The following is a 20,951-nucleotide window of genomic DNA, read 5'->3' on the forward strand; positions in this document are numbered from 1 at the left end:
GAGATACTATAACAAAGCGTGTTGTTTTGTTCTACTATAATGGGAAAACGGCGAGATAGTATAACAAACAGGGCATCTTTGTTCTACTATGGGTGAGATACTATAACAAAGCGTGTTGTTTTGTTCTACTATATGGCAAAAAACGCAAGATAGTATAACAAACGGAGGCTCTTTGTTCTACTATGGGCAAGATAGTATAACAAACGGAGGCTCTTTGTTCTACTATGGGCAAGATAGTATAACATAAGGGTGCTCTTTGTTCTACTATGGGTGAGATACTATAACAAAGCGTGTTGTTTTGTTCTACTATAATGGGAAAACCGCGAGATAGTATAACAAACAGGGCATCTTTGTTCTACTATGGGCGAGATAGTAGAACAAAAGGGTGCTCTTTGTTCTACTATGGGTGAGATACTATAACAAAGCGTGTTGTTTTGTTCTACTATAATGGGAAAACGGCGAGATAGTATAACAAACAGGGCATCTTTGTTCTACTATCAGCGAGATACTATAACAAAGCGTGTTGTTTTGTTCTACTATATGGCAAAAAACGCAAGATAGTATAACAAACGGAGGCTCTTTGTTCTACTATGTGCGAGATACTATAACAAACAGGTGCTTTTTGTTCTACTATCAGCGAGATACTATAACAAACAGAGCCGTTTTGCTCACCTATCATGCAAAAACCGCAAAATATTATAGCAACTATACGCACTTTGTTCTCCAAACCCATATAACCCAGAAATCTTATATACTGCCATCAGCAAATTCTATAACAAACAGATACTATGTACCTACCAAATTATCCTGAATAACATTACCTGCAACTATTTCACCAAAAATTTCACACAAGAAAAGCCACCCACTATGTAGAAAGCTGTAGAATTTAATCGATTTTTAATTTTTTTGTAATATTTTTGTAACATTCAAGGAATATGTAACTTAACTGTTAAACTCCTAAGTGCCTAAGTCAGTTATACTAGATTTGTGAAAAAGGAGTGGAAAATATACATGAAGAGACCTATTATCGCATTAGGAGTAGCATCATCATTATTATTTGGTTCATTTATTCCCACTGTCACTCAAGCCAGCAGTGTATCATATGAAAATAGCCTTATTAATATTAGTAAACAATACATAGGGGTACCATATAAATGGGGTGGAACAACTCCATCTGGATTTGATTGTTCCGGATTTATCCAATATGTATTCAACAAAGTTGGTATTCAGCTTCCAAGAACAACAGGCGAAATGTTCAGCTCAAGCAAAATGACTTCCGTAAGCAAGAAGCAAGTTGGAGATATCGTATTTTTTGCCACAACGTCAAAACCTACTGTATCACACGCAGGGATTTATATTGGGAACAACCAATTTATCCACGCTTCTTCCTCTAGAGGAATCACGATCAGTTCTCTCAGTGAGTCTTACTGGAATAGTCGCTACCTTGGAACGAAACGTCACAATGCAGGCGGAGCTGTTTTGGCTGCATCCAGTGAAAACCTTGTGCAATCTTCTAAGGAATTATGGAGCAAGTATGAAAATCGTTACTCATCCGTGTCTAATATTAATGGGCAGGACCAGAATCTTTTAAAAGAATATAATTCTATCAAATCAAAAATTACATCTAGTACCCCTGCTGAAGCAAATGAGTTTCTTCTTCGTTCTGCAAGAATGATTGACAGTGTAAAAGTGGGTCAGGAATTAGATAGCAAGTTAAATTCTTTCCGTCAACAATTGATTAATGACCAAACAATGAATCCAAGTACATCTGCACTTTATGATCAATTTTCTGATGATATCCGCAAAGCAGAAAGTGTTGTAAGCAGAATTTATGGGCCGGATAATCGCAAAGTGTTCAATGACCGATTTGTCACACCAGCTAAAATTGCAAAAGAAACTGTTATCTATGAAGTTTCCATTTATCGTTTGCTAGACAGAATTGAAGGATTCGTAAATGCAGACAATAAACAAGCGGCGATTGAACATTTTGCTATGCTCGAAAGACTGGAAAAGAGAGCAGCATCCATTAAAGCAGATGGCAATGCATTGCACTCGGGTCAGTATCAAAGTCTGCCGAAAATGAACCAGCAGTTTGAGACTAAAAAAGCAGAATTGAATACAAGAATTAACAATATGTAATTCTTCTTAAGTGAATCCAATTTGCAGTTGGATTCACTTTTTATTTACCCGGATGATGAATTTCAAAACTCTTTTTTTGGAAAAAATTAAAAAGAAAATTTATCCATGTTACAATATTAGTAGAATGCATGGAGAGAGGAGTTTATTAGATTGAAAGTATTCTTAAAGGCTGTAATGTTTTCACTTTTACTATTTGTTCCGGTACAGACTTTTGCGGCAGGTGAAGACACTGAGTTAAGTGTGAAGGAAAAGAAAGAGTTTATGACGAAGACTGCCCAGGAGCACAATATTCCCCCTGAGCTGCTAAAAGCGATTGCTTATTCCGAGACAGCCTTTATGCAGTTTAAAAACGGGCAGCCTATTGTTGCGGCTGACGGAGGCATTGGCATTATGCAGATTACGATGAGTGATGCTGAATATGCTTCAAGAGGCATTGATAAAGAAAAGCTCCTCTGGGATACAAAGTATAATATAGAGTGGGGCGCTAAAATACTAAAGGAAAAATGGAACTGGGCAGGAACGCATATTCCAAAAATTAATAACCATCATCCCCACATGCTTGAACATTGGTATTTTTCTGTTATGGCATACAACGGCGTATCCAGAAGAAACGATCCAAACCACAGCTCTTCCACTTATCAGGATAAGGTGTACCGTTACATAAAGGATCATGCCCTCGTTGATATGCGCAGCTTTTCCTTTCAAACAGGCTACAACGCACAAAACTCATTAAGATTTCCAGTGATGAGCTATCAGTGGAAGGATGCCAATACAAGAGCGATGTCCACGCTGAAAAAGGGAGAAAAGGTTATTACAAAAAGCGGAAACTCCAATTTGCGAAACGGTCCTGACACAGTGGGTACGTCAGTGATTGCAAGCGTTCCTGGATACTCTGCTGTGGAAATTGTCAGAGGTCCCTATGAATCTCAAAGGGTAGAAAACTTTTTTTCCTTTTTTGAAGTAAAAGTAAACGGCAGGACTGGCTATTTAGCTACCACTAATCTGCAGGAGCTGGTCATTCCGCAGGTTGATATCTCTCTTCTTCCGCGGAAAGAGTCAGTCGGCAGGCTTGTCATTTCCCGTGACGTTCCGATTATGACAAGAAACGGAAACGGAGAAACGCTGTTTAGAATGGCTAAAAGGGGAGAGATGCTCCGCCTGTACGGCACTTCAGGTGCTTCCTATTATATTGGAGGACAGCAGTATGTGAATTTTGATTCCTCTAAGATGAATGTGATGATTGGCAGGCTGTCAACGCAGGGGCCAACGAGAATGTATAAAAAAACAGGAAACAAGCTGGAGCTTTTCCGTACGATCGGTAAAGGCGAAAATATTAGAATTTACAATTATGATGATCAAAACTACGATGTTGGCGGAGGGTACGTGATTCCGAAAACAGAGCGTCAGACAAGGTACTATCTTGGCTTCACAAAAGTTAAATCAGATACTGTATTGTACAGGCCGGATGGTACCCCCGAAAGGACGTTAAAAGCAGGTGAGTCTTTCCGTACTTATGAAATATCTCCGGATTCCTATGATTTAGGCGGCGGATATTATGTGAGAAAAGACAGAGTAGAATACCTGCCTCATTAAGTTGGTGAAAAAGCTCCTTTGCAGAGGAGCTTTTTGCTTTCAACTCCCTGCCCCATCAGTGAGTTTTTAATTTTGCAGACCGAAGTACATCTATTCCAAGTGTATGGTAGGTTAATGGTATAATAGATGCTAGACTGATAGATTGGAGGCAGAATATGAACAAAGTTATATCAGCGCTTTTCCTTGCTATGCTCCTGTCTTTTGCTGGATTAACAGTATCTGCTGGTGCCGCAGACCCCTTTCAGACGGCCAGGCAGGAAGGTGAAAAGCTTGCTGTTCAAAGAGCATATTTTACAGAGTTGATTAACAGCGGTGACGTTTTTTCAGTAAACGCCGCGTATGATGAGTTTACAAAACAGATTACGGTAACTGAATCTGCGATTGGCAGAGTTTCTGGCAAGGAACGCAGAAACAGCTTGAATGCATCTTATATAAAGCCTGCGAAAATTCAAAAAGAAAGAGTCATTTACGAGCTGTCTCAGTACCGTTTGATGAACAAGGTGGGCTGGGATATGATCTCAAACAGAACCAGCACAAATAATGGTGATCTTGCTAAACTTGCAAGATTAGTAACGAGAGCTGAACAAATTAAAAAGGATGGCGGTTATGGTGTTTTACCCGCTTTTTTTAATCAGTATTTAAGATCTTATGAAGGTCAGCTGAAAAGCAGAGAATTTGTTTCTTATGTGAGAGGGCCGAAAATTGGTCAGTTTGATTACGATGTTTTATTAATCACAAACGAAGAGCGTGTGAAAAACAAACTTAAACCTTTCACACTGGACATGAAGCTGTCCAATGTAGCACTTGAAAAATCGAAAGACATGTATACTAAAAAATATTTTAATCATCAATCACCTACTTATGGAAGCCCGTTTGATATGATGAAAAAATTTGGTATTACTTATCATTATGCAGGTGAAAATATCGCACAGGGCTATAATAATCCAAAAGCGGTTGTGAATGGCTGGATGAACAGTCCTGGACATAGGGCAAATATCCTAAATGCTAACTTCAGCCGGCTTGGAACCGGCTATCACCAGCAATTATGGACACAAATGTTTACAGGATGAAGAGAAAATCAAGAAAGCCTCCCAAAAAATAATAGGGGGGGCTTTTTTTAATCTATTAATTTTTTCCGTTCAAATAACCTTAAAAATTCAGATATGGTGCGGGTTGAAGCTGTTTAAATTAAGTTCATAAGAACCGTAAAATGCAATGAAAAAAGTCATTGTTTTTCGGGGTTAGAAATAACTAGGCCGAAAATGCAGTTTATTGCAGAATATTCAGTTTTATTAAATTATTCTTGTCGAAAATTTACAAATATTTATAAATAATCAACCAATAATTTACAAAATTAATAAAACTCTCATACTCTCTTAACAAAACGGGAATATAATTACTTTTGAATCTAGGAAGATATTAGGAAGGTGAGGAAATTACTGACATAATATAAACCTAATGAACTAGTTCACTATTTTATAATTCTATGGAGGTAAAGAGGATGAAACATCAGCTTTCGAGTTTAGTAGTTGCTTCTGCAGTGCTAGCGGGCAGTGCATTTACCCCGGTTCTGATAAATGAAGCAAGTGCTGCCAGTATCCAGAACAGTGTGAAAACTGCTGTGGAAAAGGTAGTTGTAAACGGCCAGGTGAAAAATGTTACAACAGTTGTAATTGGTAAAACAAAGCTTTATTCAACAAAAGACTTAGCAAGAGCGGCTTCCGCTTCAGTAACGTACAATCAAAACACGAAAGTTTACTCGGTTGCTAAAGGTGCTGGAAAGCAAAAAAAGGTGATTGATTATAAGGCAGATCATAACACTGCTGTAGCCAACGGAAAGAATATCAAATTAGGGACTCCGTCTAAAGTTGTAGGAAAGACTTTGTTTGTGGAAGCGAAACCTTTCGTACAAGCATTAGGCGGAGATATATTAACAGATGGTGGTCTATTAATATCATTAAATGGTGGAATTAAAGTTTCCTCAGCCAGCCTGAATGTAGAAGGCGCATCCAAATCAGTGGGCGTTCTCACAATCAACGGCAAAAAGCTTTATTCCGTTCAAGATGTTGCGAAACTTTTCTCTGCTACTGTAAAAGTGGACAAGCATCAGGAAGTAACATTATCCAAAAAAGGAACAACTGTTAAATTTAAAGTTTCGACCAATAGTATATCAGTTAATGGGGAATCTGACAATACAAAAGCCTTCCCTGTTTCAGTAAAGGGCACTGTGTACGCTGATCTTGCTGATCTTGTCACAGCACTTGGCGGTGACATCATCACTTCCGGCAAAAGTTCTCTTATCTCTTTAACCGGTTTGGTGAGCGGCGAAACATTCGGTCCACAGTGGGTCAATCCTTCAAGCATTCTTGTAACGAATGAAACAGAAGAGGGTGCTAGAACACTATTGATTGATGTGAACACGAAAAAGGTGCTTTTTGAAGTGAACGGCACTGAGCTTGCTGTATCTCCTAGCGGCAAACAGGCGCTCTACTCCGATGAGAACGGATTTGTCTACCTTGTTGATCTTCTTTCTAAGAAAACCATCGTTCTGAATGGTGAAGATGATTCAGTAAAGGTTGAATTTGTCTGGAGTCATGATGGCAAAAAAGCTTATTTCATTCAAGGTGAGAAGAGTGACAAAATCTACTCTGTTACTTTGGCTGATGGAAGTCTGAAAAAGATCTATGAAGACAGCAAAGCATACAAATCTGATCTTCGACTTTCAAAAGACGGTTCTAAAATCTTGTATTCCGTAGGTGCAGAAGGAAAAACAAAGTACACGGATGATGACAAAACAGATGTAGACACTATTGATCTTACGGATACAGAAGCACAGTTCTATACTGTCAGCCTGCTGGAAGCAGCCCCTAAAGCTGCAGCAATTACTGTTACGAAAGATATCAAAATCTTCCCTGAGTTCCTTGCCAATGGAAACGTTGTTTATGTAAGTGCTGATGCTGAAAGTGACGAGCTTCCTAAGCTTCACTTAATTGGTGCTGACAATAAGATGACTGAACTGGTTGTTAACAAAGACATCGTGGCAAGCACGGTTACGGCTCAAAACAAAGTGATGATTCTTGTTTGGGAGTCAAACAACACTTCTGTTATTTACGAAGTAAACCCTGTCAGCAAAAGGCTGGTAAAAGTAGCTGCTACACCTCTTGAATTAACTTCATTCTCAGTTTCTGCCAATGGCTTGTCCATCGCTGCCACAACAGAGGGTCTTGATGGCGAGAAAGTTGTATTCTTTAAAAACGGCGTATTCGAATCTGTAACAAAATAATTTAATTAAAAGGAGAATGTACACAATGAAAATGTTTAAGAAACTTTCCATTGCAGCAACGGCTGCTGTAGCTGCCATAGGTCTATCTTTCGGAGGATTTGCCGGTACTGCTGATGCTTCTTCCAAGCTATCAGGTAAGGTTGTCATCGCAGGATCAACTGCTTTGCTTCCATTAACTCAACAGGCTGCAAAAGAATTCAAAAAAGCTCATCCAAAAGTATCCGTTTCAGTATCAGGTTCTTCTTCAATCGCTGGACCTCAATCAGTACAAAAAGGATCAGCAACACTTGGAGCTTGTGACTGGGATGCGACTCGATCAGTACCTGGATTCAAAGCATTCAGCGGATTAAAGTCTCATAAAATTGCTGTTATTCCTTTCGCAACAATCGTTCATAAAACAAATACTGTTGGAAACCTTACAACAAAACAACTTCAAGATATCTATGCTGGAAAAATCACTAACTGGAAACAAGTTGGCGGAAAAGACGCTGAAATCGTAGTAGTAAACCGTGCGCATGGTTCTGGTACTCGTGTTAACTACCAAATGAAAGCTCTTAAAGGTGCTGCATTCATGACAAAAGGCGACAACTATAAAGAAGTTGGAAAAAGCGGAGACATGCTGACGAACGTTTCTAACAATCCTAATGCAATTGGCTATATCGATCTTGCTTATGTTAAAGGAAATGTTAAAGCTGTAAGCTATAATGGAGTTGCTGCAACACCTGATAACGTAATCAAAGGAAAATACCCGGTATGGAGCCACGGCTACCTGTTAACTAAAGGAGCTCCAAAAGGTGCAGACGCTGAGTTCATCAAATTCATGCAAAGCTCTAAGTTCCAAAATGGATCTCTTAAGAAGTTAAAATTCATTCCTGTGAGTGCAATGAAGTAATCTAAGTTCATTAGCACAACCTGCCAGCCCTTTAGGGGGCTGGTTTTACATTCGTTTAATTTTGGAGGGCCGCCTTATGGCAAAGATTGAACAGGATTTGCAAACTCCTGAAATTACGATTGGAAGTGAAATTACTAAAAATCGTAAAGGAACGTATTTTAAAAACTCTTCTTTCCAAATTTTTTGTTTTTCAAGCGCGATTATTCTAGGAATTGTACTCTTATCCATTATTGTTTTTATCGGTAAAACAGGGCTTTTGGTTTTTGAAGACGTATCAGTAACAGAGTTTTTCTTTTCTACAACATGGGAGCCTTTTGATGAAAAGTATGGTGCCGCGACGTTTATTATTGGAACTCTTTCCCTGACGGCTCTTACTCTGGTGTTTGCGACACCTATTTCTATCGCAGTTGCTGTCTTCATTGTGGAGGTGGCTCCAGATTCAGTAAAGAGAGTGATGAGGCCGATCCTCGACCTTTTGGTAGGCATTCCTTCTATTGTATATGGTTACCTCGGACTGACGATTTTGATTCCCTTTATTAGAGAAGCGACAGGCTCCATCATGGGAGACGGACTGCTGGCCGCAGCCCTGGTATTAACACTGATGGTACTCCCGACGATTACCAGGATCAGTGATGATGTGATTGCTTCTGTGCCCCGGGAATTCCGTGAAGCCAGCTACGCAATGGGCAGCACCAGGCTGCAGACCATTTTTCGAATCATCCTTCCTGCTGCAAAGCAGGGGATTGTAACAGCTGTGATTTTAGGAATGGCCAGAGCAGTGGGAGAAACAATGGCAGTTGTTATGGTCATTGGAAACACACCGCAGCTTGCAACAGACCTGCTAACTCCAACGTCTGTTCTGACAAGCAACATTGTTATGCAGATTTTAAATGTTGAGTTTCAATCAACCTGGAACTATGCGCTGTATATGATGGCGTTTCTCTTATTGTTAATTTCAATGTTCATGATCATCGTGATTCGCAGAATCAGAACTAAAGGAGTTTAGTTATGGAAGAAAGTACAGTATCACCACTCATCAAAAGAGGAAAAAAGAAAAAGTACATTGCAGACCGATTGTTGACGGGTGTCCTATGGGGACTTTCTGCAGCAGTGATGATTATCATTTTCCTTTTGCTGTTCCGTATCCTGGCGCAGGGTCTTCCGAAAATAACTCCATCATTTTTGATAGATTTGCCGGATGAGCTTGAAGCCGGGGGAGGAATTGGACCTTTCCTATTTAACTCGTTTTATATTCTGGTGCTTTCTATGATTATCTCCATTCCAATTGGTCTGGGTTCCGGCATCTATCTTGCCGAATATGCACCTCAAAACCGTTTAACAGAATTTATCCGAACGTGCGTCGAAAGCCTTGCTTCCGTACCGTCCATCGTATTTGGACTGTTTGGTTATGTGTTGTTCGTTGACCTCTTTGATGTCGGCCTGACGATTCTTGGGGCTGCTGTTGCTCTATCACTGCTCAATCTCCCGGTACTCACACGGGTATCTGAAGAAGCAATCTCTTCCGTGCCTAATGAACTTAGAGAGGCTTCGTATGCATTGGGCGCGACCAAATCTAAGACCATTTTGTCAGTCGTCATTCCTGCTGCCATTGCCGGCATTGTGACTGGCGTCAGTTTAACGGCATGCCGGGCATTTGGAGAATCAGCTGTTATCCTGCTTGCCGGAGGAAGCGGCACATCAGGGAATATGTGGGATTTTAATTTATTCTCACAAGGCGGATCGCTTCCGGTTCATCTTTGGTACATCCAATCAGAAGCACTGGTTGAGGATGCACGGGAAATTGCCGATAAATCTGCGGCTATCCTTGTGCTCATCATTCTATTTATCAGCTCAGTCACAAGGCTTCCTATCTGGCTGAAAGATTTTCAAATGAGAAAGCGTTCTAACTGATTTCCTTTGTTGTTTCCCTAACAATAAATGAATATAGCAAAAAGACACGTTCCCAGAAAACGTGTCTTTTTGTTTTGTGTTTGAAGCTAATTATTGCCCTTCTTGAAGAGGTGTCACTCTCCAAGAAGATAAATCAGGTTCTTCTTTTCTCAACAGCGCCGTTGGGAAAACAAATGACCACGGCTTGCTTGTGTTTGCTTTTACAGTGAAATCCTTCAGCTGAAATACGCCTTGCGCAACAACATCGTTTGCTGCATCTGTGACCATAAGCGGAAGCTGCTCCAGCTGCACATCATTCAGGCTGCCGTTTCTGATCAGCAGGGTGACATGCAGTTCTTTAGAGGGAGCCAAACCTGCATTCAAACCGATAAAGTTCACTTCATTTTGTTTTACCGGCGGCATTTTTTCCATAAGTGCCTGCAGGTTTCGGCTTTGTTCTTCTGAAAAAGCATTTTCTCCAAGATCCAGCTTGTGTTCCTGTTTCTTTTTCAGCTCAAAGGCGAGGACCCAGCCTTCTTCGGGTACTTTCTTTCCTTCTTCTATGCTGCTCGCAGGGAAAAAGAATTTCCATGGTCTGGAGCTGTTGGCAGGAAGGTCGCCAAATTGATACATATCAAAAGATTCTCTTGCGACGATGTTTTCCTCTGCATCCAGCAGCAGCAGCTGCAGCATTTCAAACTTCAGCGGCTCGCTGACCGTGCTGCGCACAAAAGCTGTTACGGAAAAGAAGTCTTCAAAGGACTCAAGCTTGATGCCGGTTATATTGATTTGGTTTTCCTTCATAGGGAGAAGCTGCTGATGGTGAAACTGATATACATACTCTTCCTGCTTGCTGAGCTCCCATTGAGGATGAAGGGAGAGTGTCGTGTTGACGGCTGCATGTTCTGTCATAGGGAAGTGTCCTCCATTTCTTCTGTTCTGTTGTATAGGTTATACAAATTCTTAGCAACAGAATGGTGATAGTTGTGCAGCGTTTCCTGAAATGCTTTATAGCCTTCCATTTGAAACAGCCTGTATGGATCCTCCTGGGCATATGAACGGAGGTGAATGCCATCTTTTAATTCTTCCATAATATCAAGATGCTCCACCCAGGCAAGATCAAGCTGATTCAGCAGGTGTTGTCTTGTTTCATACACTGCTTGTTCTTGCTGAAGCTTCATGGCAATATCCTGCTTGTATGACTGAAGATCGGGGGAGACAAGCGCCTCGATTTGATAACGCTCTTTATAAGAAAGTTCTTCAAAGGCAAGTGACAGCGGCAGGATATTGCTTAGTTCTGCATGCAGTCTATCAAACTCCCAATCTTCCATATTCACTTCATCAGGAAGGTAGGTGTCCAGAATATCTTGATAAACAGTGTTGTATGTTGTGAGAACTGTATCAGTCAGCGTTTTGCTCAGGAGAATGCTGTTTCTCATTTCATAGACCGTTTTGCGCTGCTGATTCAGGACGTCTTCCAGCTTCAGCAGATGAACGCGGCCTGAGAAATGCTGATTTTCAATGCTTTCCTGAACCTTATTGATGAATTTTTGCGGATCAGGAGAGAGAATTTCGCCTTTTTCATTGCTTTTCATCTTTTTTGTCCACTTTTCAAGATCTTCAACATCATATTGGTGAAGAAGGTCATCTTCCAGTGAAACAATGAACTGAGAAGAACCCGGGTCGCCCTGGCGTCCTGCGCGGCCGCGAAGCTGCATGTCAATCCGGAGTGATTCATGACGCTCTGTGCCAAGAATATGAAGGCCTCCAAGCTTTGCAACGTCCTCGCCAAGAAGAATATCAGTACCTCGGCCGGCCATGTTGGTTGCGATGGTAATCTGGCCTTTTTGGCCTGCCATTGAAATTGTTCTGGCTTCCTGTTCTTCTGTTTTCGCGTTTAACAGCTCATGTGGTATTCCGTTCTTCTTGAGAAGGGCGGAAATTCTTTCTGACTGATGAATGCTGGTCGTTCCAATCAGGATTGGGCGCCCAGTTTCATGATATTTTTTTACCTCAGCAAGAATTCTGATATCCTTTCGCTCCAGAGTGGAATAAATGGCATCAGGAAAGTCCTCGCGAAGTTTAGGTCGGTTTGTGGGAATTTCGATGACATCAAGATTGTAGATGTCCATAAATTCTTTTTGTGCGGGAAGTGCACTTCCTGTCATCCCGGAAAGTCCTTTGTACATACGGAAATAATTTTGGACTGTTACGGAAGCCTGTGTCAGGTTTTCTTCATTGATCTTTACGCCTTCTTTGGCTTCCAGAGCCTGATGAAGGCCGTAGCTTAAATTGCGCCCTTCCATAATTCTGCCTGTAAATGCGTCAACCAGCTCGATTTTTCCTTCTCTCACGATATAGTCTACATCCTTGCGCAGAATAAATTGAGCCTGCAGGGACTGATTGATATAGTGCATGAGGACAGAGTGTTCAGAAGAGTAAATGTTGTCAATGCCGAACACCTTTTGAATACTTTCAATTCCTTCTTCTGTGAGATGCACCTGCCTGAAGGAAAGCTGCACTTCTACTTCCTTGTCGGGCTGAAAGGACTTAACAAGCATGGAGGTAATGTGAAAAAGCTCAATGGACACATCTGATTTGTTGGCAATAATCAGGGGTGTTCTGGCTTCATCAATCAAAATGCTGTCAATTTCATCAATAATGCTGTAAGCTTGTCCGCGCTGTACCTTTTCAGATTCACTCATGACCATATTGTCCCTGAGATAATCAAAGCCGAATTCGTTGCCCGTTCCATATGTAATGTCTTTTGAATAGGCAAGCTGCTTTTCAGAAGTTTCCATTTTGGAAAGATTCAATCCGACCTCAAGACCAAGAAAACGGTGAATCTGCCCGATTAATTCGTAATCGCGTTTTGCAAGATATTCATTTGATGTGATCACGTGAACGCCTTTTCCTTCCAGGGCAAACAAAAAGGACGGCAGAGAGGAGACAAGCGTTTTTCCTTCACCTGTCTGCATCTGGGCGATATTCAAATCAGAGAGCACCAGCCCGCCGATTAATTGGACATCATAATGACGCAATCCTGTTGTCCGCTTTGAAGCTTCTCTCACCAATGCAAAAGCTTCGGTCCGGATGTCTTTCAGGGATTTCCCCTCTTTGACGGCGGCTTTCAGCTCAGCTGTTTTCTCCTGAAGCTGTTCATCAGACAGTTCGCTGAAGCGGGGTTCAAGATTGTTTATAGCATCAACAATTTTATATAGTTTTTTTATTTCAGAACGAGATTTAATCTCCATATACTTATCGTAGATTTTCGACATTTTCAGTGCTCTCCCATATGAAGTATTCCTTTTAACACCGCAATTATATCATATTGGGCACTCTTACTTTGGTAAATTTTCTAAATTTTGTAGTGTGTTAAAAAACTATTATATAGGAAGTGTTTAATTTTTTTGGCAGGTATGATATGTTGAATGGGGCAGTTTTATGATAATCCTGCAGCATTTGGCTAACCTACACATAATGATAGTAAATGACAATCCTATGTCTTCTCGACATTGAATGACAAAAGAAGCAGCAATTGTGCTAAAATGAATTTGTTTGAACTATTTTCTTAATTAAGGAGAAGATCATACTATGAAAGTACCTATGCTAGACCTTTCTGAACAATATATGAGTATGCGTGAGGAAGTATTGGCGTCGCTCGATGAAGTGATGAAATCTTCCCGTTTTATCTTGGGTGATCACGTTAAGAAACTTGAAGCAGATGTTGCTGAATACAGCAATGTTCCTTATGCAGTAGGAGTTGCAAACGGAAGCGATGCTATACATATTTCCCTGCAGGCTGGGGGCGTAAAGCCTGGTGATGAAGTAATTACGACTCCTTTCACATTCTTCGCAACCGCGGGCGCAATCGCACGCTGCGGAGCTGTCCCTGTTTTTGTTGATATTGAACCGGTTACTTTTAATATTGACCCAACTAAGATTGAAGCGGCAATCACGGAGAAAACGAAAGCGATCATTCCAGTTCATTTGTACGGACAGATGGCTGAAATGGATTCCATCATGGAGATTGCGGACAAACATAATCTTCTGGTTGTTGAAGATGCTGCCCAGGCAATTGGCGCGACATTTAAAGGAAAGAAAACAGGTGAATACGGCCACACAGCAACGTACAGCTTTTTCCCTACTAAAAACCTGGGAGCTTACGGAGATGCGGGCATGATTGTTACACGTGATGCTGATATCGCAGAGCAAATGCGCGTGATCCGTGTACATGGAAGCAAGCCGAAATATTATCATCATGTTCTTGGCTACAACAGCAGGCTTGATGAAATGCAGGCTGCAATTCTGAATGTGAAATTCCCTCATTTGAATGACTGGTCTGAAAAGCGCCGCGCGCATGCTCAGCGTTATACAGAACTTCTGAAAGAGCGTCTTGGCACTGCTGTTGTGACGCCGATTGAAGAAAGCGATCGCCATCATGTGTTCCATCAGTACACAATTCGCGTTGCAAAACGTGACGAGCTTCAGCAGTTTCTGAAAGAACAGGGTGTTGCCACAATGGTTTACTATCCAAAGCCATTGCACGTTCAGCCTGTATTTGCAGAGCTTGGTTACAAACAAGGAGACTTCCCGGTTTCCGATCAGGCTGCAGAGGAAGCAATTTCCCTGCCGATGTTCCCTGAGCTGACTGCAGAACAGCAGGATTATGTTGTGGAGTGCATCGAAAAATTCTATCAATAAACACAATAAAAAGTCACCTGTTGCCAGGCTGAGCCAGCCGGCAACAGGGGCTTGTTTTTTAGTAAATAAAACTATTTTTTTCAAGGAGCTATAAATGGAAACTGGAAAAAGGTACGCATTATATGAATATTTGGTATTTTTCTGGAAGAAAAAATGGCTGCTCATTCTGATTCCCGTGATTGCAGCAGCTCTTGTTTATGCATTATCTGCATTCGCAGCAAGCGGCTATGAAGGCAAGGCGGTTTTTTATACGTCCTCCACAAAGCTTGATAGCTTAACATCTCCTGAGATACTCAAGGCAGATCTCTCACAAAAGCTTGGGCACAAAATTGAGGCTGACGTACTGAGTAAATCCAGAATGCGTTTATCAATGAGCGGCGGCAGTGAGGCAGAAATTGAGGAAGCCTTCTCACAAGCGGTAGAAGATTATGAAAAAGAGCTCTTAGAAGACTATCGGACACGCTATGACTTTACTGAAGAAAATATAGGGAATGCACAGGACACCCTGGCAGATGCAGAAGAGGCTTATGGCATTATGATAGGGGTTCTTCGCAATAGCAATGAGTCCAGCCTGACGGAGGAGTTTGCTGAATTGGCTGAAGCTACCGCATTAACTTTGGACAATGTATCCAGTGAAAGAACGAAGATTAAAAATATGAGTACAGATTTATTGTTCTTTGAAGAACCTAGATTGATTTCATCTGAAATCGAAAAAAACGATTCCAATGCACTGGCCAACAGCATCCTCACTTTTGTGATTTCATTATTTCTGACTGTACTTGGGTTGATGCTGGCCAAATATATTCTTGATGCCAGAAGGGGACAACTTCATGATTAATTTTGCCATCGTCGGAGCAGGATTTATTGCAAAAAAACATATAGATGCAATTGAAAAAACAGAAGGCGCACAGCTTGTGGCTGTTTGCGATACAAATCCTGAGCGCCTTGCAGAATACGAAGGAAAAGTGAATACATTTACGGATCTTGAAGAGATGCTGAAAAATCAGGGTGATCTTCATGTCGTGAACATCTGCACACCTTCCGGGCTTCATGAAAGACTTGTCTCCACTGTTGCTTCCTACAAGAAGCACATCATTGTAGAAAAGCCAATGGCACTGACTGTGGAGGACAGCGAAGCGATTATAACAGAAGCGAAAGAGCATGGAATCAAGCTTGCTGTGCTTCACCCGAACCGCTTTCGACCTGCCATCAAAAAGCTTCGCGAAGTGTATGATGCAGGAAAGTTCGGCAAGCTGAGCCATGCGAATGCAACTGTGCGCTGGAACCGCGGACAGGAATACTATGATCAAGCGCCTTGGCGCGGAACGAAGAAATTTGACGGCGGTGTCCTGATGAATCAGGCGATTCATAATCTGGATCTTCTCCTTTGGTTTATGGGCCCTGTTGAAAGTGTACAGGCTATGGCAGCAACAAGATTCCGCAAAATCGAAACAGAGGATCTTGCTGCGGGTGTCATTCAATTTCAATCAGGTGCTTTAGGCATCATTGAAGCAGCTACAACGATTTATCCAAAAAACCTGGAAGAATCCCTGAGCATTTTCGGGGAAACAGGAAGCGTCAAGATCAGCGGCCGCAACGCCAATTTTATTGAAACATGGGATTTCCAAGATGTATCAGAAGAAGAAGCACAATCACTGGCTGAAGAAATCAAGGCTGATCCATTCGGCAAGCCCGGCCATCAGTGTATTGTTGAAGATATGGTTGCTGCTATTAACGAAAACAGAGAACCGGTTGTCGGCGGTGAAGACGGCCTCGCGCCGGTCAAACTGATCGCGGCATTGCTGGAATCTGCAGAAACAGGAAAAAAGGTTACATTTAACTAAGGAGATGACATTATGGGAACTCACTTTCATGAGTTACTTTCTAAATTAGAATCAAAACAAGCAACAATCGCTGTAGTAGGGCTTGGCTATGTAGGGCTTCCGCTTGCTGTTGAAAAAGCGAAAGCGGGCTACAAGGTTATTGGCTTTGACGTGCAGCAGTCACGTGTAGACATGGTTAACGACGCACAAAATTATATCGGTGACGTTGTAAACGCAGACTTGAAAGAGGTTATTGACAGCGGCATGCTGGTTGCAACAACCGACTATTCCAAAATTCAGGAAGTCGATGCAGCAGCAATCTGCGTACCGACACCGCTGGATCATCATCAGCAGCCTGATACTTCATATGTAGAAAGCTCTTCAAAAATGATTGCGGAAAACGCACACCCTGGCATGCTGGTTGTTCTGGAGTCAACAACTTACCCTGGCACAACTGAGGAAATTGTTGTTCCTGCCTTAACGAGCAAGGGCTACATTGTCGGCGAAGATGTATTTGTTGCTTACTCTCCTGAGCGTGTTGATCCGGGAAATAAAGAGTTTAAAACAAAGAACACACCAAAGGTTGTCGGCGGTGTAACAGAAAATTGTACAATCGTTGCATCCACTATGTATCAAAACGTGCTGGAAGGCGATGTTCATGAAGTATCCAGCCCGGCAGTAGCTGAAATGGAGAAAATCTTTGAAAATACGTTCCGCCACATTAATATTGCACTAGCCAATGAAATGGCGATTCTTTGCGAAAAAATGGGCATTGACGTATGGGAAGTCATTGACGCCGCAAAAACGAAGCCTTACGGATTTATGGCATTCTACCCTGGTCCAGGGCTTGGCGGGCACTGTATTCCAATTGACCCGTTCTATCTTACTTGGAAAGCAAGAGAGTACAACTATCATACCCGTCTGATTGAGCTTGCCGGTGAAATCAACAACTCTATGCCTGAAATTGTAGTAGAACGCAGCATGCGCCTGTTAAACAGAGAAGGTAAAGCACTCCGCAACTCTAACATTGTTGTACTTGGCGTTGCGTATAAAAAAGACATTGACGATGTCCGTGAATCTCCAGTGCTTCACATTCTGAACAGCCTGTACAATGAGGGTGCCAACGTGACCGTTGTTGATCACTACGTGAAATCTTTCAAAATGCATGGAGACATCAAAGAGACGGTAAACCTGTCTGCAGATGTGCTGAGAGATGCTGATCTGGTTTTGATTACGACTGATCACAGCGACTTTGATTATGAAATGATCGCAAAGGAAAGCCCGGTTATTTTTGATACAAGAAATGCGCTAAAAGGAATTGAAGTAAAGCCGGAGAAATACACAAAACTATAAGTAGTAGCGGGGGAATGTACCATGAATATGATCGATCCTTCAGTCAAGCTGGATGATTCTGTTGTACTCGGCCACTTTAACGTGATTGAGAGCGGTGCGGAGATTGGGAGAGATGTAACAATCGGCAGCCATGTGACCATTTATGGGGGAACTGTCATCGGCAACGGCGTGCGTATTTCTGACGGTGCTGTCATCGGCAAGCAGCCGACACCGGGCAAAACCAGTACAGTGAAGCTTTCTGCAGCTGTACCTGGCTTGAAGATCGGAGACGGCGCTACGATAGGCAGCAACGCAGTTCTTTATGCAGGTTCTGTCATTGGCAGCTCCACACTTGTAGCCGATCTTGCCAGCGTTCGTGAAAACGTCGAAATCGGTGAAGAATGCATCGTCGGCCGCGGAGTAACTGTTGAAAACTATGTAAAAATCGGCAAACGTGTAAAAATTCAATCTAACTCCTATATCACAGCATACACGGAGCTTCAGGATTTCGTCTTTATTGCTCCTTGTGTGACAACAACGAATGACAACTATATGGGCCGGACGGAAGAGCGCTTTGACAAAATTAAAGGCGCAGTGGTGAAAAAGGGTGCACGCGTAGGCGGTGCCTCGATCCTGCTTCCGGGTGTAACAGTTGAAGAAGAAACCTTTGTCGCAGCAGGTGCACTTGTGACGAAGGATACGGAAAAAGCAACGGTTGTAAAAGGCTTTCCTGCCAAATATCTCCGTGATGTAGAAGAGCGGGAGTTGTTATAAGCCTTGTTGAATCAGCTTAAGCGTCTTGGAGGGGATTCCCTCCTTTACGCATTAATGAACGTGGGTACAAAGCTGATTGCGTTTCTGATGATTCCGATTTACACTTCCTACCTGGGAAGAGAGCAGTTTGGTGCTCTGGGAACGATTGATTCTTTTACTAGCATGATGACATTTCTTGTGATATTCGGAACAGATTCCGCACTGGCTTATTATTACTTTGACAAAGATCATAAAGGAAACAAAATTGAGTATGTCCGGAACGTTCTTCTGTTCCGGTTTTATGTGGCATTATCGCTTTTGATACTGTCGGTTTTGTTCGGACCGGCGCTGTCTTATGCAATCACAGGCACACGAGGGTTTGAACTTGTGCTGCAGCTGTCATTTATCGTTCTTTTGCTGGAAGCACTGATTACCCTAGTGCTGACATATTTCAGATATGAATTTCTTTCTAAAAGAGTTGTCATCATGACGGTGCTAAGGCTCGGACTTGTTGCGCTTCTGTCTTATGCATTTTTGCGTTTCATCAGTCCTGATGTGGAAATGGTCATTTACGGGCGTATGGCAGCAGCATTGGCCATTATTGTATTTCTTCTTCCGCAGCTCAAGAGATTTGCAGCATTCAAGTTTAACGGCAAGCTGATGAAAGAGCTCCTGACATATGCGGCGCCGCTCGTTCCTGCTTCCATGGCATTCTGGGTAATCTCTCAGTCCAACAAGCTGTTCATCACGCATTTTGAGGGGCTGGAGTCAGTCGGGCTGTATGAAGCGGCACTACGGTTTGCCACTGTGATCACACTGTTAACGTCGAGTGTTCAGATGGCCTGGCGTCCATATTCGATGTCCATTAAGGATAAACCAAACGCCAAGAGTATTTTCAGAAATGTGTATGTGCTGATTTTTGCAGTGGGCATGTTCGGTTTGATGGGAGTTGCAACCTTTGTCCCGTTTATTTTCGAAGCATTCCTGGGAGAGGACTTTCATGAAGCAAGTATGTATATACCGCTCTTGAGCCTTGGTACGTTTTTGAACTTTTACTATTTAATTATTTCAGTAGGATTGTTTATCGAAAAGAAAACCAAGCCGATATCTTTCTATTTTGGAATAGCAGCCGTCATCAGTGTGATACTAAATTTGATACTGATTCCGCTGTTTTCGCTATGGGGAGCAGCTGCAGCCGTAACCGTTGCGTACGGTTTTGCCTGCGTGAGCATCTTCCTGCGCAGCCAAAAAGAATATTATGTTCCAACTCCTGTTGGAAGTATCATGTTTATGTTTGTCACAGGCCTCCTGTCAATTGCTGCAGTGCAATATGTACTGCAATTCTCTGAATTGAGCATATGGTATGTGCTGATTCCATGGCTGTTTTTTGCATTAACAAACGGCGGGGTTCTGGCGACGCTTAGAAGAAAAGGAAGAGTGGAGGAAACAGCTTGAAGAAGATTGTCACAATTATTGGAGCGAGGCCGCAGTTTATCAAGGCGGCACCTGTTTCAAGAGAAATCCGCAAACATTTTACAGAAATCATTGTTCATACAGGACAGCATTATGATAAAAACATGTCAGATATTTTCTTTGAAGAGCTTCAAATTCCGAAGCCTGATTATTCTTTGAATGTTGGGTCAAGTTCACACGGAAAGCAGACCGGCGAAATGCTGATACAAATTGAAGAAGTGCTGCTAAAAGAAGAGCCGGACTATGTGCTGGTTTACGGAGACACCAACTCTACTTTGGCAGGATCACTTGCAGCTTCTAAGCTTCACATCCCTGTGGTGCATATAGAAGCGGGTCTTAGAAGCTTTAACAAGAAAATGCCGGAAGAGATCAACCGCATTATGACCGATCATGTGTCTCAATACCTGTTCTGCCCGACGCAGACAGCGGTTGATAACTTGAAGGACGAAAACATCACGCAAGGTGTGCACAATGTAGGTGATGTAATGTACGATGCCGTTCTTTATAATTTGCAGCTGGCAGAGAAATCATCTGTTCTTGAAAATCACGGTCTTGAGAAAAACAGCTATCATCTAATTACACTGCATCGTGCAGAAAATACGGATGATCAGAAAAGAATGGAAAATATCATTTCGGCATTTCAGCAGATCGACAAAACACTGATTTGGCCCATTCATCCAAGAACCAAAAACAAGCTGGAAGGCTACGGCATTCGTCTCGATGAGATTTCTAACCTGAAAGTGATTGAGCCGGTAGGCTATCTGGATATGCTGACACTTGTCAGCAATGCGGAAAAAATTCTGACAGATTCCGGCGGCGTCCAAAAGGAAGCATACTTCTTAAAAATTCCTTGCGTGACACTTCGTGAGGAAACGGAGTGGGTCGAAACTGTACAGAACAAAGGCAATGTCCTTGTCGGTTCTGATACGGAAAAAATTCTTGCAGCTGCCAATAGCAGCTATGTATCAGAGTATCAGCCCGCTTTTGGTGATGGCGAGAGCGCGAAGCATATTGCAGAGTTGCTCAAACGTTAGTTTAAGAATGGGGCGGGCAGTATCTGTCCGCTCAC

Annotated in this window: 16 protein-coding genes; 14 read left to right on the top strand and 2 right to left on the bottom strand. The window is 42.2% G+C overall.

The genetic code is table 11. The features are described from left to right. Positions 1-1,011 precede the first annotated feature (1,011 nt). The 7 genes from GJU40_RS08420 (at position 1,012) to pstA (ending at position 9,818) form a co-directional block, all read left to right on the top strand. Positions 1,012-2,139: an NlpC/P60 family protein gene (locus GJU40_RS08420; RefSeq protein ID WP_154307296.1), complete on the top strand. Its 1,128-nt coding sequence runs from the start codon at positions 1,012-1,014 to the stop codon at positions 2,137-2,139. Between the two features lie 150 nt (positions 2,140-2,289). Next, positions 2,290-3,732 (top strand): transglycosylase SLT domain-containing protein, encoded by a 1,443-nt coding sequence (locus tag GJU40_RS08425; protein ID WP_154307297.1) that lies wholly within the window; start codon positions 2,290-2,292, stop codon positions 3,730-3,732. 155 nt (positions 3,733-3,887) lie between these two features. Further along, on the top strand, positions 3,888-4,802 hold the full coding sequence (locus GJU40_RS20700; protein ID WP_170289360.1) for a CAP domain-containing protein: 915 nt from the start codon (positions 3,888-3,890) through the stop codon (positions 4,800-4,802). A gap of 431 nt (positions 4,803-5,233) precedes the next feature. Further along, positions 5,234-7,015: a stalk domain-containing protein gene (locus tag GJU40_RS08435; RefSeq protein ID WP_154307298.1), complete on the top strand. Its 1,782-nt coding sequence runs from the start codon at positions 5,234-5,236 to the stop codon at positions 7,013-7,015. Between the two features lie 25 nt (positions 7,016-7,040). Further along, on the top strand, positions 7,041-7,907 hold the full coding sequence (locus GJU40_RS08440) for a phosphate ABC transporter substrate-binding protein (RefSeq protein ID WP_154307299.1): 867 nt from the start codon (positions 7,041-7,043) through the stop codon (positions 7,905-7,907). Positions 7,908-7,983: 76 nt separating this feature from the next. Next, on the top strand, positions 7,984-8,913 hold the full coding sequence (pstC, locus tag GJU40_RS08445) for a phosphate ABC transporter permease subunit PstC (RefSeq protein WP_154307300.1): 930 nt from the start codon (positions 7,984-7,986) through the stop codon (positions 8,911-8,913). 2 nt (positions 8,914-8,915) lie between these two features. Further along, positions 8,916-9,818: a phosphate ABC transporter permease PstA gene (pstA, locus tag GJU40_RS08450; protein WP_154307301.1), complete on the top strand. Its 903-nt coding sequence runs from the start codon at positions 8,916-8,918 to the stop codon at positions 9,816-9,818. Between the two features lie 90 nt (positions 9,819-9,908). Here pstA and GJU40_RS08455 read toward each other — a convergent pair whose 3' ends face one another. After that, positions 9,909-10,709, bottom strand: a complete 801-nt coding sequence (locus GJU40_RS08455) for an accessory Sec system S-layer assembly protein (protein ID WP_154307302.1) — start codon at positions 10,707-10,709, stop codon at positions 9,909-9,911. Then, the gene (secA2, locus tag GJU40_RS08460) at positions 10,706-13,075 is read right to left on the bottom strand and encodes an accessory Sec system translocase SecA2 (RefSeq protein WP_154307303.1); all 2,370 of its coding nucleotides are present in this window, start codon (positions 13,073-13,075) and stop codon (positions 10,706-10,708) included. Before secA2 ends, GJU40_RS08455 begins: the two co-directional genes overlap by 4 nt. Before the next feature lie 316 nt (positions 13,076-13,391). Here secA2 and GJU40_RS08465 point away from each other — a divergent pair, with 316 nt between their 5' ends. The 7 genes from GJU40_RS08465 to wecB all read left to right on the top strand — a co-directional run bounded on the left by GJU40_RS08465 (position 13,392) and on the right by wecB (position 20,916). Next, positions 13,392-14,501, top strand: a complete 1,110-nt coding sequence (locus GJU40_RS08465) for a DegT/DnrJ/EryC1/StrS family aminotransferase (RefSeq protein WP_154307304.1) — start codon at positions 13,392-13,394, stop codon at positions 14,499-14,501. Positions 14,502-14,595: 94 nt separating this feature from the next. Then, positions 14,596-15,339 carry a hypothetical protein gene (locus GJU40_RS08470; protein ID WP_154307305.1) on the top strand — a complete coding sequence of 248 codons (744 nt, stop codon included), beginning with the start codon at positions 14,596-14,598 and terminating at the stop codon, positions 15,337-15,339. After that, complete coding sequence (locus tag GJU40_RS08475) at positions 15,332-16,345, top strand: Gfo/Idh/MocA family protein (RefSeq protein ID WP_154307306.1); 1,014 nt, start codon at positions 15,332-15,334, stop codon at positions 16,343-16,345. Before GJU40_RS08470 ends, GJU40_RS08475 begins: the two co-directional genes overlap by 8 nt. A 12-nt stretch (positions 16,346-16,357) precedes the next feature. After that, entirely contained in the window at positions 16,358-17,677 is a 1,320-nt protein-coding gene (locus GJU40_RS08480) for a nucleotide sugar dehydrogenase (protein ID WP_154307307.1), read from the top strand. 21 nt (positions 17,678-17,698) lie between these two features. Further along, positions 17,699-18,430: an acyltransferase gene (locus GJU40_RS08485; protein WP_154307308.1), complete on the top strand. Its 732-nt coding sequence runs from the start codon at positions 17,699-17,701 to the stop codon at positions 18,428-18,430. 3 nt (positions 18,431-18,433) lie between these two features. Further along, positions 18,434-19,864: an oligosaccharide flippase family protein gene (locus GJU40_RS08490; protein WP_154307309.1), complete on the top strand. Its 1,431-nt coding sequence runs from the start codon at positions 18,434-18,436 to the stop codon at positions 19,862-19,864. After that, positions 19,861-20,916, top strand: coding sequence for a non-hydrolyzing UDP-N-acetylglucosamine 2-epimerase (gene wecB, locus GJU40_RS08495; RefSeq protein ID WP_154307310.1), 1,056 nt, complete (start codon positions 19,861-19,863; stop codon positions 20,914-20,916). The genes GJU40_RS08490 and wecB overlap by 4 nt, the downstream gene beginning before the upstream one ends. Positions 20,917-20,951: the final 35 nt, after the last annotated feature.

It is taken from the genome of Metabacillus lacus, assembly GCF_009674805.1.
In the GTDB taxonomy this organism is placed as follows: domain Bacteria; phylum Bacillota; class Bacilli; order Bacillales; family Bacillaceae; genus Metabacillus_C; species Metabacillus_C lacus.